We start from the raw sequence: 16,287 nt of genomic DNA, 5'->3' as shown, positions 1-16,287 counted from the left end.
TTGTTGTTAAACAAAGTTTTTTCTATCACTTATTGAAAACGGCCACTTTAAACATAAAATCTTTTGAAAAGCCTAAATCTATTCAATACAAAAACAACCTAGCCCTGATTGAAGCAACTACCTTGTAACGCGGAAAGCAGGAATACCGACCGCAAGAAAGCGCTGATGGTTCGCTCCTGAAAAATACTTTGAGATATTATACCTATATATATTGTATGTGTTTTGTTAATCTCCTATATTTGCAGTCCATAAAATTTAAGGAATGATAAAGATTACTCTACCTGACGGTTCGGTTAAGGAGTTTGCAAATGGTACAACTCCAATGGATGTTGCAAAAAGCATCAGTGAAGGATTAGCGCGAAATGTGATTTCGGCAGCTTTTAATGGTACAACTATAGAAACTTCTACGGAATTAACGACCGATGGTTCATTGATATTATATACATGGAATGAAAAAGAAGGAAAAAAAGCTTTTTGGCATTCTACATCACACGTTATGGCTCAAGTTTTGGAGGAAAAATACAATGGTATTAAATTGACTCTCGGACCTGCTATTGATAATGGATTTTATTATGATGTTGATTTTGGTGATAACAAAATAACTGATGCAGATTTTAAAGCTATTGAAGATAGAGTTTTAGAAATTTCTAGAGAGAAACATGAATTTAAAATGCGTCCTGTTTCTAAAGCAGAAGCATTAGCTACCTATAAAGATAATGAATATAAAACGGAGTTGATTTCAAACTTAGAAGACGGAACTATTACATTTTGTGACCATGCTAACTTCTTTGACTTGTGTCGTGGTGGACATATTCCGAATACTGGAATTATTAAAGCTATGAAAATCATGAGTGTTGCCGGTGCTTATTGGCGTGGCGATGAGAAAAACAAGCAGTTGACACGTGTTTATGGAGTTTCGTTTCCTAAACAAAAAGATTTAACTGACTATCTTGAATTACTTGAAGAAGCAAAAAGACGCGACCACAGAAAACTTGGAAAAGAGTTAGAATTATTTGCGTTCTCACAAAAAGTAGGTCAAGGTTTACCTTTATGGTTACCAAAAGGAGCAGCTTTGAGAGATAGATTGGAGCAATTCTTGAAAAAAGCACAAAAAAAAGCAGGTTACGAACAAGTTGTTACTCCACATATTGGCCAAAAAGAGCTCTATGTTACTTCTGGACATTATGCTAAATATGGAGCTGATAGTTTTCAACCCATAACTACTCCAGCTGAAGGCGAAGAGTTTTTATTGAAACCTATGAACTGTCCTCATCACTGTGAAATTTATAACACAAAACCATGGTCGTATAAAGATTTGCCAAAACGTTATGCAGAATTTGGAACTGTTTATAGATATGAACAAAGTGGTGAATTGCACGGATTAACTCGTGTAAGAGGATTTACTCAAGATGATGCACATATCTTTTGTACTCCAGATCAATTGGATAGTGAGTTTAAAAAAGTAATTGACCTTGTATTATATGTATTTGGTTCATTAGGTTTTGAAAACTTTACTGCTCAGATTTCATTACGCGATCAAGAAAACAGAGATAAATATATAGGAAGCGATGAGAATTGGGAAAAAGCTGAAAATGCGATTATCAATGCAGCAGCAGATAAAGGTTTGAAAACTGTAGTTGAATATGGTGAAGCTGCATTCTATGGTCCAAAGTTGGATTTTATGGTAAAAGATGCTTTAGGAAGAAGTTGGCAACTTGGAACAATTCAGGTTGATTATAACTTACCAGAGCGTTTTGAATTAACTTATAAAGGTGCAGATGATAAATTACACCGTCCAGTTATGATTCACCGTGCACCATTTGGTTCGATGGAGCGTTTTATTGCCATTTTACTAGAACATACCGCAGGAAACTTCCCACTTTGGTTGATGCCAGAACAAGCTATTATCTTGTCTTTGAGTGAGAAATATGAAAATTATGCAAAAAAAGTTTTAGAATTGCTAGAAAATCACGAAATTCGCGCCCTAATTGACAACCGCAACGAAACAATAGGTAAGAAAATTAGAGAAGCTGAAGTTCAGAAGATGCCGTTTATGCTTATAGTTGGTGAGGAAGAAGAGAAAAATGGAACCATTTCAGTACGTCGTCACGGTCAAGAAGGAAAAGGTAATATTTCGGTAACAATTGAGGAATTTGCTAAAATTGTAAACGAAGAAATTGCCAAAACATTAAAAACATTTGAAGTTTAACTAAAATAATAAAGCCATAGCAATTAGAAACAACAGAGGTTATCAACCTCGAGTAGAAAAAAAAGATGAACACAGAATAAATAATTTTATTCGTGTACCTGAAGTGCGTCTTGTTGGAGACAATATAGAACCAGGTATTTTTAAAACTGCAGATGCTATGCGTCTTGCGGATGAATTGGAATTAGATTTGGTAGAGATTTCTCCAAATGCTGAACCACCAGTATGTAAAATTATAGACTATAAAAAGTTTGTTTACATGCAAAAAAAGCGTGAGAAAGAGCTAAAAGCAAAATCAACGCAAATTGTGGTTAAGGAAATTCGTTTTGGTCCTCAAACAGACGAACATGATTATGAGTTCAAAAGAAAAAATGCTGAAAAATTCCTTAAAGAAGGTTCAAAATTAAAAGCATTTGTATTCTTCAAAGGACGTTCAATCATTTATAAAGAGCAAGGACAAATATTATTATTACGTTTAGCTCAAGACTTGGAAGAGCATGGAAAAGTAGAAGCTTTACCAGTTCTTGAAGGAAAGAGAATGATAATGTACATTGCTCCTAAGAAAAAGAAGTAAACAGTTTTCAGTCTCTTTAAACAGAGGATGAATTACAAAAATAAGTAAGTAAGTTAAATTTAAATAAATTAGGGAAATTATGCCTAAAATGAAAACAAAATCTAGTGCTAAGAAACGTTTTAAAGTTACTGGCTCTGGAAAAATTAAAAGAAAACACGCTTTCAAAAGCCACATCTTGACTAAAAAGTCTAAGAAGCGTAAATTAGCTTTAACTCACTCTGCATTAGTTGCTAAAGTGGATGAAAAAAGCATTAAACAACAATTAAGAATTATCTAATAGCTATCAGCTTATAGCTGAAAGTCTTTAGAATAATCTTTAGGTTAAAACAATTTTAATAACCTTGGAGTATGGCTATAAAGTTCCTTTGATTAAATTCAGGACGCCTACTACAAAAACACAAGAAAATTATGCCAAGATCAGTAAATTCAGTTGCTAAAAGAGCAAGAAGAAAAAAGATAATGAAGCAAGCCAAAGGTTTCTTTGGTCGTCGTAAAAACGTTTGGACTGTAGCTAAAAACGCAGTTGAAAAAGCGATGGTTTATGCTTATCGCGATAGAAAACAAAACAAGAGAAACTTCCGTTCATTATGGATTCAACGTATTAACGCTGGAGCTCGTTTAGAAGGAATGTCTTACTCTCAATTTATGGGATTAGTTAAGAAAAACGGTATAGAATTGAATCGTAAAGTATTAGCAGATTTAGCAATGAATCACCCAGAAGCTTTCAAAGCTGTTGTGAAAAAAGTGAAATAAAAAACGTTTGTACAACCTGTTTAACTTACTTACATATAGAAAATCCCAATCGAAAGGTTGGGATTTTTTGTTTATTATATAAATAATTTGTTTTCTAACCAAAAACTTCTTCCTTCTCACCATCATAACTAGCGAAAACCATAGTTGGATGCGAGTCTTGGTGAAATATATTTCCATCTTTATCGATTGCAATTGCTCCAGCAAAACCATCATAAGGTTTTAATTCTGCGAAAGTTTTCTCGAACGCTTTTTCTAGAGAAAATCCGTCAGTAACACGAGTCACTATTTTAGCCGCAACTGCGCCACTAACAATATCTTCTCCAACTCCAGTCAAACTAACACCACAAAATTCATTCACATAATTTCCAGCAACCGTAGCACTATCTGATATTCTTCCAGGAATTTCAAAACCTTTTCCTCCAGTTGAAGTTGCAGCGGCAAGATTTCCATCTTTATCTAGAGCCACACAACCCACAGTTCCTGTTCCTGTTGATTCTAGCTTCGCTTCATATTCTGCTCTTCGTTGAGGAATTTCAGTAGAAAATTGTTCAAATCCGTGTTGTCTAGCAAAATTGGTTGCTCCACTTCCACCCAAAACTCTATCATCAACTTTCATCAATTCTAAAGCTACTTGAATAGGATTTTTTACTTCCTCAATATTGATAACGCCACTAAACTTTTGTGACGTCCCATCCATCAAAGAAGCACTCATTCTAATCTTTCCATCACTTTGAATCTGCGAACCAATTCCAGCATTAAACAATTCGTCATCTTCTAATAACGAAACTGCATAAACTACGGTTTCAACAGCCGAATGTGTTTTCAAGTACTCATAAGAATCCTTTACAATTCTCAATAAAGCATTTTGCTTAGCAACTTTTGTCTCCTGACTTGTAGAAGATTCCGAAAAAAAACCACCGTGAATTATAATTTTCATGTTAGATAGTAGATTTTAAATATTTGATATCAGATATCTAATATTTAATTTGGAATTAAACGTATTGCGAACTGTTTATTGTCATTTTAAAAGTATCCAAATCAAAAGTATCATGCTTACTCATCACGTGAGTCACTAAATGATTTATAGATATAGGTTTACCAAGTTCAACCTGAGTCAAATTAGTATCTTTCACTTCTCTTCCATCAACTAAAATCACTAGTCCAGACCCAATTGCTTCCATTTGTCGACCATTCAAAATCAACAAACCAGTATCTTCTCCAAGACCAATTCCTAAAACTTTTGGATTTCCAACAACGGCTTGAAACAATCTACCTATTCTTCCACGCTGCACAAAATGCGTATCAATTACAACATCATCAATCAAACCTAAACCAGAAGTAATCTTCACCTCACCTTTCAACAAAGCTTCATGACTACTACCTTGATAAATCATATTATTACTAGCAGCAGCAGCTCCAGCAGAAGTTCCTGCGTAAATAAAATCAGTATTTCTATACTTATCAATTAATATATCGTCAAATGGAGTTCCACCTAAAATCGATGTCAATCGCAATTGATCACCACCAGTAAACATCACTACATCAGCTGCTTTTAATCGCTCTAAAACTTCAGGCTCGCTTGCTTGCTCACGTTTCTCAATATATAAAACATCAACATTATTCGCTCCTAAATAGCTAAAAGCTTTCACATACTCTGGTCCAATTTCTCTTGGAATTTTCGAAGCCGTAGTAATAACTTCAATCCTAGATAACTCTTTATTTACGGATTCTTTTATGATTCTTTTTAAAATTCCCTCTTCAAAAAAGTTTAAATTCTTTGGAGCGTCTTTATCCAAATTTGTTTCGGTAAAACTGCCTTTATCAACAGCGCCACCTATTATTATTAGTTTTCCTTGTATTTTCATGCAGTAAAAATAACTATTTCATAATATTTCACAAACGTTTTATAGCTTTTTGAAGCGAAACTTATTGACGACTTATTAACCATGTTCCTACTTTACGCTCTACAAAGTGCCGCTTCAAATGAAATTCATCGAACTCCTATGAAAATTATTGCCTTAGTAAGATATTCAGGGCTAAACGGTATTTGTATTGCATTTTATTCATTTTTTCAAAAGAATTTCTATTATTTAAGCTTGCAAAAGGCAAATCAAATCCCTAAAAATCAACACAACGATAATAAATCAAATAAAAAACAAACTTTTTCTCATAAAAAATGTTTCATAATAATAAATATTTTCTATTTTTAACAAATCCATTACAATCAATACAAAACAAAATACCAATAGAATATGAAGATCGATAAAATTCAAGCGTTACGTGGACCAAACATTTGGAGTGTACAAAGAAAAAAGCTAATCCAAATGCGTTTGGATTTAGAAGAAATGGAAGAGCGTCCAACCAATAAAATTGAAGGTTTTCGTGAACGAATTGAAGCCATGTTTCCCACAATGATAGAACATCGTTGTTCAGAGGGTTGTCGTGGCGGTTTCTTTTCAAGAGTTGAAAGAGGAACTTGGATGGGACACGTTATCGAACACATTGCTTTAGAAATTCAAACCCTTGCCGGAATGGAAACCGGTTTTGGAAGAACTCGTGAAACCAAAACTCCAGGAATTTATAATGTAGTTTTTAGCTATACAGAAGAAAATGTAGGCTTATACGCAGCAGAAGCAGCAGTAAGAATTGCAGAAGCTTTAATAGATGGAACTGACTACAATCCAGAAGAAGATATTCAGAAAATGCGTGAAATTCGTGAGCGTGTTCGTCTTGGTCCATCAACAGGAAGTATTGTTGAAGAAGCGGTTGCAAGAGATATTCCTTGGATTAGACTTGGAACAAATTCATTAGTACAATTAGGTTATGGTGTAAATCAAATGCGTTTTCAAGCTACGATTACTTGTAAAACTAGTAGTATCGCAGTAGATATCGCTTGTAATAAAGAACAAACCAAAAAAATGTTAGACGCAGCTTCTATTCCTGTCGCAAGTGGCGGAATTTGTGTTGATGAAGAAGATTTAGAGGCAGTTGTAAAGAAAATTGGTTATCCAATTGTATTAAAACCTTTAGACGGAAATCACGGAAAAGGCGCATCAATCAATGTTAAAACATGGGAAGATGCTGTAGAAGGTTTGGCTTATGCAAAAAAATACAGTCATAGAGTTATTGTAGAAAAATTTATTATTGGTTATGATTTTAGAGTTTTAATCATTGATAATAAATTAGTTGCAGCAGCTAAACGCGAACCAGCTCATGTAAAAGGTGATGGAAAACAAAACATTCAACAATTAATAGAAGAAACCAATCTTGACCCAAGACGTGGTTATGGTCACGAAAATGTATTAACTCAAATCGATGTTGATAGAGATACCACTGATTTATTAGAGAAACTAGGTTACACTTTAGAAACAATTCCAAGAAAAGACGAAGTAGTTTATTTAAAATCTACCGCTAATTTAAGTACAGGTGGAACTTCTGTTGATATTACTGATATGATGCACCCAGAAAATATTTTCCTTTGTGAAAGAATTTCTCGTGTTATCGGATTGGATATTTGTGGAGTTGACATCATGGCAGAAAATTTAACGCAACCATTAAAGGAAACAGGCGGTTGTATTCTTGAAGTAAATGCTGCTCCAGGTTTTAGAATGCACTTAGCACCAAGCGAAGGTTTGCCAAGAAACGTAGCTGCTCCAGTAATTGACATGCTTTATCCTCCTGGAAAACCTAGTAGAATTCCAATTATTGCCGTAACAGGAACTAATGGAAAAACTACAACGACACGTTTAATGGCACATATTGTAAAAAATAATGGTTATCGTGTAGGTTTCACAACATCTGATGGGATTTATGTTCAAAACCATTTGATGGAAAAAGGTGATACCACAGGACCAATTTCTGCTGAATATATATTGAAAGATCCAACGGTTGAATTTGCAGTTCTAGAAACGGCTCGTGGAGGAATTCTCCGTTCAGGTTTAGGTTTCAGTCGTTGCGATATTGGAATTATTACCAACATTCAAGAAGACCATTTAGGATTATCCGATATTCACACTTTAGATGACTTGGCTCGCGTAAAAGCTACTGTTGTTCGCAGTATAAAAAAAGATGGTTGGGCAATTTTAAATGCAGAAGACGACCAATGTTTGAAAATAGCCAACGAATTAAGTTGCAATGTTGCCTATTTTTCAATGGATGAAAACAATCCAAAAGTAGTTCAATTTGCTAAAGAAGGAAAAATTGTAGCCGTTTACGAAAATGGATTTATCACCATCAAAAAAGGTGAGTGGAAAATTCGAGTAGAAAGAGCAACACACGTTCCGTTAACAATGGGCGGAAAAGCAAAATTCATGATTGCTAATGTTTTAGCAGCCACTTTAGCAGCTTATTTACAAGGATTTAAAACAGAAGATATTAGTTTGTCATTGCAAACATTCATTCCAAGTGCGGCGCAAACTCCAGGAAGAATGAATATTTTTGAGTTCAAAAAATTCAAAGTATTGATTGACTTTGCTCATAATCCTGCAGGATATAAAGGTGTTGAAGAATATTTAAGCAGTGTTGATGCTACCAAAAAAATCGGAATTATTGCTGGAGTTGGTGATCGACGTGACGAAGATATTAAAGAATGTGCAACAATTGCTGCTCGAATGTTTGACCACATCATCATTCGCCAAGAAAAATATTTACGTGGAAGAACCGAAGAAGAAATCATTGGTTTAATCATGGAAGGTATTGCCGCTTCAGGTAGAACTATAACTCACGAAATTATTTCTAAAGAAACTGAAGCAATCAAACATGCTATTGACACTGCTGAAGATGGAACATTTATAACAGCATTAAGTGATGTAGTTACTAATGCCATTGAAATTGTTCAAAGTTATTTGGATAAAGAACAAGAAGAAACTGTCTAAAAGATAAATTTCTAATACATAAAATCCCAAATTCCAAACGGTTTTTGGGATTTTTTTAAATCAAGAAAGAAAAAAATGAAAAAACAAATATTTACATTTTGCTTACTCTTTTTATTGTTTATAAATGCTTCTTGTCAAAAAAAAGATACTAAATCTAGCGAAATCATTAAACCTGAATTTGATAAAATTTTAGATAGTTTGAATGTAAAAGGTTCTGTATTAATTTACGATTTGAAAAATAAAATCTATTATTCTAATAATTTTTCTTGGTCAAAAATGGGAGTTATTCCTGCTTCGACGTTTAAAATACCAAATTCAATAATTGCTTTAGAAACAGGAGTTATTGAGAGCGACTCTACAATTTTTAAATGGAATGGAGAAAAAAGAAGATTTAAAAAATGGGAACAAGATTTAACCCTAAAGAAAGCTTTTCAAGTCTCTTGTGTTCCTTGCTATCAAGAGATTGCAAGAAAAGTTGGTGTAGAAAGAATGAAATCTTATTTAAAAAAACTAAACTATAAAGGAATGGTTTTCGACACACTAACAATAGATAATTTTTGGCTAGAAGGAAAATCAAGAATTTCACAAATGCAACAAATTGATTTTTTAAAACGATTATATTTTTCAGAACTACCCATATCCAAAAGAACAGAAAATATTATGAAAGACATTATGAAAATCGAAGAAACATCTGCATACACATTAAGTGGCAAATCAGGTTGGGGAATGAGAAATGAAATTAATAATGGTTGGTTAGTAGGATATTTAGAAAAAAATAATTCAGTATATTTTTTTGCAACCAATATTGAAAAAGAAGAAACGAATATGGATGAATTTCCAGCAATAAGATTAAACGCAACTAAAGAAGCTTTTAAAAAATTAAATATTCTAAATTAAATGCAAAACTTACAAAACCTCATTTCACAACTGGAATCTAAAATTCCTTTTCACCAAAAGACAAATTCTTCTGTTTCAAATGCTACAGTTGGTTGGCAAATTGAGCATAGTTTGAAAACTATTTATCAAATTGTTTTAGTTGTTAAAAACTCCAATCCTCAAGAATACCGGTGGAAGTTTAATAAAAGTAAACTGTTTATTTCAGTTCTGGGTTTCATTCCAAGAGGCAAAGCCAAAGCTCCAAAAGTAGTTCTACCTGACGAAAATATTTCCGAAGAGTCACTATTGTTAAGTTTGCAAAAAGTAAAATCAGTACTTCAAGAATGGGATTCGTTTGATAAAAACGCCTATTTCCCACATCCATTTTTTGGGAATTTGAATAAAAAATCAACAGAATGGTTTTTGAAATTACATACTAACCATCATTTGAAAATTGTAAATGATATTTGTAAAGCATAATTTCAAATCATAAAATAATTAAAAAATCAATTAAATTTAGATTTCTCCAATAAATGTAAGACCTTTGCACACTTTTATTTAAGGAATTATATGAAGAAGAAAATTGAAATTCTTGCTCCTGCAAAAGATTTAATTCACGGAATGGCTGCTATAAATGCCGGTGCCGATGCTGTTTATATTGGTGCACCGCAATTTGGAGCTCGTTCTAACGCGCACAACTCTATCGAAGATGTAGCTGAATTAGTAAAATATGCTCACCTTTTTAATGCACAAGTTTTTGTAGTAATCAACACTATATTATATGATGATGAATTAGAAACGTGCCGTCAATTAATTTGGAAATTATATGACATTGGTGTTGATGCCTTAATCATTCAAGATATGGCAATCATGGAAATGGATTTGCCTCCAATAGTGCTTCATGCAAGTACTCAAGCTAATAATCGTGATGCAGATAAAATAAAATTCCTAAAAGATGCCGGAATGAAACGTGTGGTTTTAGCGCGTGAGTTGAATTTGCATCAAATAAAAGAAATCAGTGAAGCAAGCGATGTTGAATTGGAATTCTTTGTAACCGGAGCTTTGTGTGTATCGTTTAGCGGAAATTGTTATATGAGTGTTGCCAATGGCGAACGTTCGGCCAATCGTGGTTCGTGTGCACAAAACTGTCGATTACCTTACAATTTAATTGATGGAAATGGCGATACTTTAATCAAAAACAGTCACTTGCTTTCTATAAAAGATTTCGATGTTTCTGATCAAATTCCAAATTTAATTGAAGCTGGAATATGTTCGTTTAAAATTGAAGGCCGTTTGAAAGATATCGTTTATGTAAAAAATAATGTATCGTATTTACGTCAAAAATTAGATGCTTTTTTAGAACAAAATAGTGACCGATATATCAAAGCATCATCAGGAAAATCAACTTATACTTTTGAATCTTCGCTTGATAAAAGTTTCAATCGTGGTTACACTGACTATTTTGTAAACGAAAGACATCAAGCAATTGGTTCTTGGGAAAGTCCAAAATCAAAAGGTCAATACATTGGAAAACTGATTAAAACGGTTGGAAATTCGTATGAAATTGAAAATGGCGAATTGCTTAATAATGGTGATGGTTTATGTTTCATTAACGAAAACAATGAAGCCGACGGAATTTATGTAAACCGTGCTGAAAATGGTTTTGTGTATCCAAATGTTCTTAAAGAAATTAAAGACGGAACTTTCATCTATAGAAACAACGATGCAGCTTTTATCAAAATTGTAGAACGTGAGGACAGTGCTGTCCGTAAAATTAGTACAACTTTACTGCTTTCTGAAAATGAAAATGGTTTTGAATTAAAAGCTACTGACGAAGACGGAAATGTGAGCGTTGTGACTCTAGTTCATCCGAAAGAACAAACCAAAAACAACGAATCGATTGAGGAAAATTTCAAAATAAATTTAGCTAAAACCGGTTTTACTCCTTATAATGCTGATAAAATTACAATTGAATTCTCACAAAATTGGTTTTTACCTATTTCTAAAATCAATGAAATGCGTAGAACGGTTTATGAGCAATTGACTGAAATTCGTTTGGCAAATTACGTTCGTGAAGAACATCAAATGGTTAAAACATCGCATCCTTATCCAGAAAGTAAATTGGATTTTATGTACAATGTTGCTAACAAAACGGCTCGAAAATTCTACGAAAGACATGGTGTAACCGAGATAGAACAAGCCTTCGAATTGCAATGGGATCCGGGAAAATCTCGTGTTATGACAACTAAATATTGCATCAAATACGAATTAGAAAAATGTCCAAAATATCACAAAGATACTATGGATGGTAAACTAAAAGAACCATTAGTATTGAAACAAGGTGAATTAGAATACAAATTGAAATTCAATTGCAAACCATGCGAAATGGAAATTTGGGAAAAAGATGCAGAGTTTGAAATCGAAGAAGATTAACAAATTGTAACAAAGGATAATGATTTTAGTCTAACTAACATTATCCTTTTTTTATACCTTTACCACAACAAACAAATTACATTATGAACAAAAAAATTATACTATTCTTCAGTTTATTTATTGCTATTGTTTCTCAAGCGCAATTGAAGAAAATTACATTAGAAGACGGCGTTTTGCAACAAGGAAGAAAATTTGGAGCTGATAAAATGACAGGCTTTCAATGGATTCCAAACACTAATAAATATGTTTCTTTTAAAGATTCTTGGACAACGCTAGTATTAGGAACTCAAGGTCCAAATTTCATTGAGACACCAACTTTAGCAGACATAAACACGGCTTTAGGAACTAAATTAAAAAATTTCTTTGGAATAGAATGGTTAGACGCTTCTACAATTTTAGTTTCAGAAAATGGAAAATATTTTACTTATTCTTTGACTTCAAAATCAGGAAAAGAACTATTACAAACTCCAGAAGCTGCCGAAAATCAAACCTTTGACAAATCGAAACAAAATCTTGCTTTTACCGAAGGGAACAATTTATTTCTTATAAATAAAAACAAAGAAAAAGTTGCTGTTACTAATAATTCCGATAAAAATATAGTTTCGGGACAATCTATTTCTAGAAACGAATTTGGAATTTCTGGTGGTATTTTTTGGTCACCAAAATCATCTTTTTTAGCTTTTTATCAAAAAGATGAAACCGATGTTGCCGACTATCCTTTATTAGACATCAACGAAACTCCTGGAAAATTGGTTTCTATAAAATATCCAATGATTGGTCAAAAATCGGAAAAACCTAGAGTTGGAATTTATAATCTTTCAACAGAAAAAACTGTTTTCATCAAACCCAGAAATAATGCTGACGATTATTTAACCAATCTTTCTTGGACTCCAGACGAAAAATTCATCTTAATTGCTGAATTAAATCGTGGTCAAAATGATATGTGTTTGAATTTATATGATGCAAATTCAGGTGCATTTATCAAAACTCTTTTAAACGAAATTAGTGACAAATGGGTTGAACCAGAACACGATGCCTTTTTTCCAAGTGAGAAATCAAATAATTTTGTTTGGCATAGCGAAAAAGATGGTTTTCAAAATTTATACTATTATACAATCGATGGAAAATTGATTAAACAATTGACTAGTAACAAATTTGTAACAAGAGATATTTTAGGAGCAAATCCTGCAGGAACTGAAATTTATTTTAAATCAACTGGCCCAAATCCAACAAATATGTTGGTTTATAAAGTTGATTTGAAAGGAAAACAAACCTTAATTACTAAAGACGAAGGCGTTCATAATGTTTCTATTTCTTCTGATTACAATTGGATTTTTGATGAATATTCTAATCATTCAACGCCTTCAAAATCGTTACTTTACGACAAAAAAGGTAAGGCAATTACTCTTTTGGAAAGTAAAAATAAATACGAAGGTTACGAAATGGGAACAGCTGAAATCAAAACGATAAAAGCTGCCGATGGAACAACCGATTTATATACAAGATTAATCAAGCCAAGTAATTTTGATGCCTCAAAAAAATATCCAGTGATGGTTTATGTTTATGGTGGACCGCATGCACAAATGATTACGAATTCTTATTTAGATGGCGCGAATTTATGGATGTATTGGATGGCAGAACAAGGTTATTTAGTATTTACAGTGGACAATCGTGGTTCTGACAATCGTGGATTTGCTTTTGAAAGTGTGATTCATGGAAAATGCGGAACTAACGAAATTGAAGATCAAATAAAAGGTGTAGAATACTTAAAATCATTACCTTATGTTGACGGAAATCGTTTAGCGGTTCACGGTTGGAGTTATGGTGGATTTATGACTAATTCGTTAATGCTAAGAAAACCAGATGCTTTCAAAGTTGGAGTTGCCGGTGGACCAGTTGTAGATTGGAAATGGTATGAAGTAATGTATGGTGAACGCTACATGGATACACCAACAGAAAATGCAAAAGGTTTTGAAGAAGCAAGTTTGCTTACTTATGTTAAAGATTTGAAAGGAAAACTACTTTTAATTCATGGAACTAATGATGATGTAGTTGTAGAACAACACAATTTATCATTAGTAAAGAAATTTGTTGAAGCAGGAAAACAAGTAGATTATTTCCCTTATCCAATGCACAAACACAATGTCATTGGAAAAGACAGAGTACATTTGATGACTAAAGTTTTGAATTATATTATTGAGAATAATAAATAAAAACATTTTACTTTAAAATATAAAAATCCCAAATTTCAATACTAATTGAGTTTGGGATTTTTTATGATTAAATTTTAATAACATTAGATTTTAACAATTTCCACTCCTTGTAAATGAGTATTTGGAATAGAATAAAAAACAACGAGTTAAAAATCCAAATATCTAGATAAACCGGTTCGTTAATAAAAACTAATTGTGTGTTTCCTGTTAAAAAAATCAAACAACTGCTCATTAAATAGAATGTCAATCCATAGCAAAAGAAATGATACTTATAAGATTCTTTTAAATTTTCATAGAAGTAAACGAATGAATATAAAATTAAAAGAATTGATGTTGTCCCAATTTCAAAATTATTGAATTCCCAATATAATGAAGGTGTTTTATAATATTGAAAGCATAAAAGAAGTAACACTATTCCTAAATTAATGTAAACTAATCGCTTTAATAATTTATTTTTAAAGAGTTGATAGAAGAATAAACTCAACACTATAAACTGTATCACGAAATAATAATGTGATAGGAAAAAGTTTTTATTTGGATATAAAACACCTATTATATTACAGCATAATTCAACAACAAATTGAACGATTAAATAATACATAATGTATCTATAAACAATATCTTTAGCTTTTCTAGATTTAAAAAACAAGACACTATTAATAAATAAAAGGAAGAGACCAATTAAACTAATTGTAAAGGAAAAAAGCATATTTTTTTTTAAGTTTTCTGTTTTTTCTTTTTCGCTGCAGGAAATAATACATTGTTTAATATCAATCGAAAACCAGGAGAATTCGGATGCAAATCTAAAACTGTTGGAGCATCACCTACTCTATGTTGATAATCTTCAGGATCATGTCCTCCAAAGAAAGTAAAAAATCCTTTTCCTTTTTGACCATGAATATATCTTGCTTCTTCATTCAATTCATTCTGACCTAAAACTAAAACATTAGATTTTATCAATTCTCTTTCAAATGAAGTTGTTTGTCCCATAAAACCTTTTACTAATTGGGTATGATTTTGACATAACATACTAGGAATTACATCCCATTTTGCAGAATATTCCATCAATGTAAAATAGTCTTTCTCCATTGGAATTCTTCTTTTTTCGGTCATATCAATATCTGAAAACTCATAATGCTCAGGTTTTCTATCCAAAATAAAATTTTTGAAAGCGAAAGTTTTAGCATAATCTATTTTCGATTGATAATTTGCTTCACTATCATCGCCATCAAACATTGGTTCGCAAATATCAACACCTTCAGCTGCAAGTGCAATATCAAAACTATCTGTCGCTGAACACATTGCAAACATAAAACCGCCGCCAATTACAAAATCTCTTATTTTTTTGGCAACAGCTAACTTTGCCTCAGAAACTTTTGAAAAACCAAGTTTTGCAGCCAAAGCTTCCGCTTCCTTTTTTTGATCTATATACCATGGAGCATTTCTATAGGCACCATAAAACTTACCATATTGACCAGAAAAATCTTCATGATGTAAATGCAACCAATCGTATAATATTAATTGATCATTAAGGACTTCTTCATCATAAATTGGTGTAAAAGGGATTTCAGCATAAGTCAAAACCATAGTTACTGCATCGTCCCAAGGTTGCTTACCTTTTGGTGTATAAACTGCAATCTTTGGTGCTTTTTCTAAAACAACAGTTTCCATATTTTGAGAAGGTGAAGATATTTCGTCAAGAATTTGATTGGCTTCACCTTCTGATAGAATTTCGAAACTTACACCTCTAATTTGACATTCTTTCCTTATTTCTGGAACATCTGGCAATAAAAAAGAACCTCCTCGATAATTCAATAACCAACTGGCTTTATATTGTTTATCAAGGCACCAATAAGTTATACCATAAGCTTTTAGATGGTTTTTTTGAGAAACATCATCCATTGGCAATAGAATAAAATTGGCGTGAACCTTAGTTAAACAAACCAAAAGAAGCATTAGGCAAACTGACTTTAAGAATTTCATACTTAATGAATAAATTTATCTTCGAAGATACTATTTTTAGATTATATAGTCAAAGATAATGTTTTGTTAAATATTCTACATTAAAACTAAAAACACATAAAACTACATGTATGAGAGAAATTTATTGTAGCTGATTTTGGATTAACAATTAAATTCAATTTAACATGAACATAAACAAAACAATAACCATGGGTAATTCTTTTAAAAGCAATAGTTTTTAAAAAAAAAATGAAATTATGTTATCATTTAGATGGTAAGTTAATTTTAATTTGCTATCAATCATATAATTTATGCCTTAGCTTGAAGTTCATAAAATTATGATAATATTTTGGTTAAAAACCACGTAAAACTACATGTTTTTCCAATACAAAAAAA

The 16,287-nt window shown here is 32.2% G+C and carries 12 protein-coding genes; 9 read left to right on the top strand and 3 right to left on the bottom strand.

The features are described 5' to 3' along the window. Positions 1-262: 262 nt before the first annotated feature. The 4 genes from thrS to rplT all read left to right on the top strand — a co-directional run bounded on the left by thrS (position 263) and on the right by rplT (position 3,533). Positions 263-2,209: a threonine--tRNA ligase gene (thrS, locus tag ABD771_RS00555; protein WP_345089086.1), complete on the top strand. Its 1,947-nt coding sequence runs from the start codon at positions 263-265 to the stop codon at positions 2,207-2,209. Between the two features lie 22 nt (positions 2,210-2,231). Continuing rightward, complete coding sequence (gene infC / locus ABD771_RS00550; protein ID WP_345089101.1) at positions 2,232-2,780, top strand: translation initiation factor IF-3; 549 nt, start codon at positions 2,232-2,234, stop codon at positions 2,778-2,780. A 79-nt stretch (positions 2,781-2,859) separates the two neighbouring features. After that, positions 2,860-3,057, top strand: coding sequence for a 50S ribosomal protein L35 (gene rpmI / locus ABD771_RS00545; RefSeq protein ID WP_298120276.1), 198 nt, complete (start codon positions 2,860-2,862; stop codon positions 3,055-3,057). Positions 3,058-3,188: 131 nt separating this feature from the next. Then, complete coding sequence (rplT, locus tag ABD771_RS00540; RefSeq protein WP_298120274.1) at positions 3,189-3,533, top strand: 50S ribosomal protein L20; 345 nt, start codon at positions 3,189-3,191, stop codon at positions 3,531-3,533. A gap of 94 nt (positions 3,534-3,627) precedes the next feature. On the opposite strand, the gene ABD771_RS00535 is transcribed toward rplT, so the two are convergent. Both ABD771_RS00535 and ABD771_RS00530 read right to left on the bottom strand, forming a co-directional pair. Further along, complete coding sequence (locus tag ABD771_RS00535) at positions 3,628-4,470, bottom strand: isoaspartyl peptidase/L-asparaginase (RefSeq protein WP_345089081.1); 843 nt, start codon at positions 4,468-4,470, stop codon at positions 3,628-3,630. A gap of 55 nt (positions 4,471-4,525) precedes the next feature. Continuing rightward, positions 4,526-5,398 (bottom strand): cyanophycinase, encoded by an 873-nt coding sequence (locus ABD771_RS00530; protein ID WP_345089077.1) that lies wholly within the window; start codon positions 5,396-5,398, stop codon positions 4,526-4,528. 387 nt (positions 5,399-5,785) lie between these two features. On the opposite strand from ABD771_RS00530, the gene cphA reads away from it, so the two are divergent. The 5 genes from cphA (at position 5,786) to ABD771_RS00505 (ending at position 13,929) form a co-directional block, all read left to right on the top strand. Further along, a complete protein-coding gene (gene cphA / locus ABD771_RS00525; RefSeq protein WP_345089074.1) occupies positions 5,786-8,407 on the top strand; it encodes a cyanophycin synthetase in 2,622 nt (873 codons plus the stop codon). 75 nt (positions 8,408-8,482) lie between these two features. Then, on the top strand, positions 8,483-9,304 hold the full coding sequence (blaOXA, locus tag ABD771_RS00520; protein WP_345089071.1) for a class D beta-lactamase: 822 nt from the start codon (positions 8,483-8,485) through the stop codon (positions 9,302-9,304). Then, positions 9,305-9,763: a DUF1569 domain-containing protein gene (locus ABD771_RS00515; RefSeq protein ID WP_345089068.1), complete on the top strand. Its 459-nt coding sequence runs from the start codon at positions 9,305-9,307 to the stop codon at positions 9,761-9,763. Between the two features lie 90 nt (positions 9,764-9,853). Then, positions 9,854-11,716 (top strand): peptidase U32 family protein, encoded by a 1,863-nt coding sequence (locus ABD771_RS00510; RefSeq protein WP_345089064.1) that lies wholly within the window; start codon positions 9,854-9,856, stop codon positions 11,714-11,716. Positions 11,717-11,799: 83 nt separating this feature from the next. After that, a complete protein-coding gene (locus tag ABD771_RS00505) occupies positions 11,800-13,929 on the top strand; it encodes a S9 family peptidase (RefSeq protein WP_345089061.1) in 2,130 nt (709 codons plus the stop codon). Between the two features lie 717 nt (positions 13,930-14,646). Here ABD771_RS00505 and ABD771_RS00500 read toward each other — a convergent pair. Then, the gene (locus tag ABD771_RS00500) at positions 14,647-15,912 is read right to left on the bottom strand and encodes an asparagine synthetase B (RefSeq protein WP_345089058.1); all 1,266 of its coding nucleotides are present in this window, start codon (positions 15,910-15,912) and stop codon (positions 14,647-14,649) included. Positions 15,913-16,287: the final 375 nt, after the last annotated feature.

This window comes from Flavobacterium chungnamense, assembly GCF_039539165.1.
GTDB classification, from domain to species: domain Bacteria; phylum Bacteroidota; class Bacteroidia; order Flavobacteriales; family Flavobacteriaceae; genus Flavobacterium; species Flavobacterium chungnamense.
This window is presented reverse-complemented; position numbering and strand designations above follow the sequence as displayed.

Bases quoted from the DNA above. Each gene is read 5' to 3' on its own strand.
- thrS (WP_345089086.1), top strand. From the start codon at position 263: ATGATAAAGATTACTCTACCTGACGGTTCGGTTAAGGAGTTTGCAAAT.
- rplT (WP_298120274.1), top strand. From the start codon at position 3,189: ATGCCAAGATCAGTAAATTCAGTTGCTAAAAGAGCAAGAAGAAAAAAG.
- ABD771_RS00535 (WP_345089081.1), bottom strand. From the start codon at position 4,470: ATGAAAATTATAATTCACGGTGGTTTTTTTTCGGAATCTTCTACAAGT.
- blaOXA (WP_345089071.1), top strand. From the start codon at position 8,483: ATGAAAAAACAAATATTTACATTTTGCTTACTCTTTTTATTGTTTATA.
- ABD771_RS00500 (WP_345089058.1), bottom strand. From the start codon at position 15,912: ATGAAATTCTTAAAGTCAGTTTGCCTAATGCTTCTTTTGGTTTGTTTA.
- ABD771_RS00510 (WP_345089064.1), top strand. From the start codon at position 9,854: ATGAAGAAGAAAATTGAAATTCTTGCTCCTGCAAAAGATTTAATTCAC.
- ABD771_RS00505 (WP_345089061.1), top strand. From the start codon at position 11,800: ATGAACAAAAAAATTATACTATTCTTCAGTTTATTTATTGCTATTGTT.
- ABD771_RS00530 (WP_345089077.1), bottom strand. From the start codon at position 5,398: ATGAAAATACAAGGAAAACTAATAATAATAGGTGGCGCTGTTGATAAA.
- cphA (WP_345089074.1), top strand. From the start codon at position 5,786: ATGAAGATCGATAAAATTCAAGCGTTACGTGGACCAAACATTTGGAGT.
- ABD771_RS00515 (WP_345089068.1), top strand. From the start codon at position 9,305: ATGCAAAACTTACAAAACCTCATTTCACAACTGGAATCTAAAATTCCT.
- rpmI (WP_298120276.1), top strand. From the start codon at position 2,860: ATGCCTAAAATGAAAACAAAATCTAGTGCTAAGAAACGTTTTAAAGTT.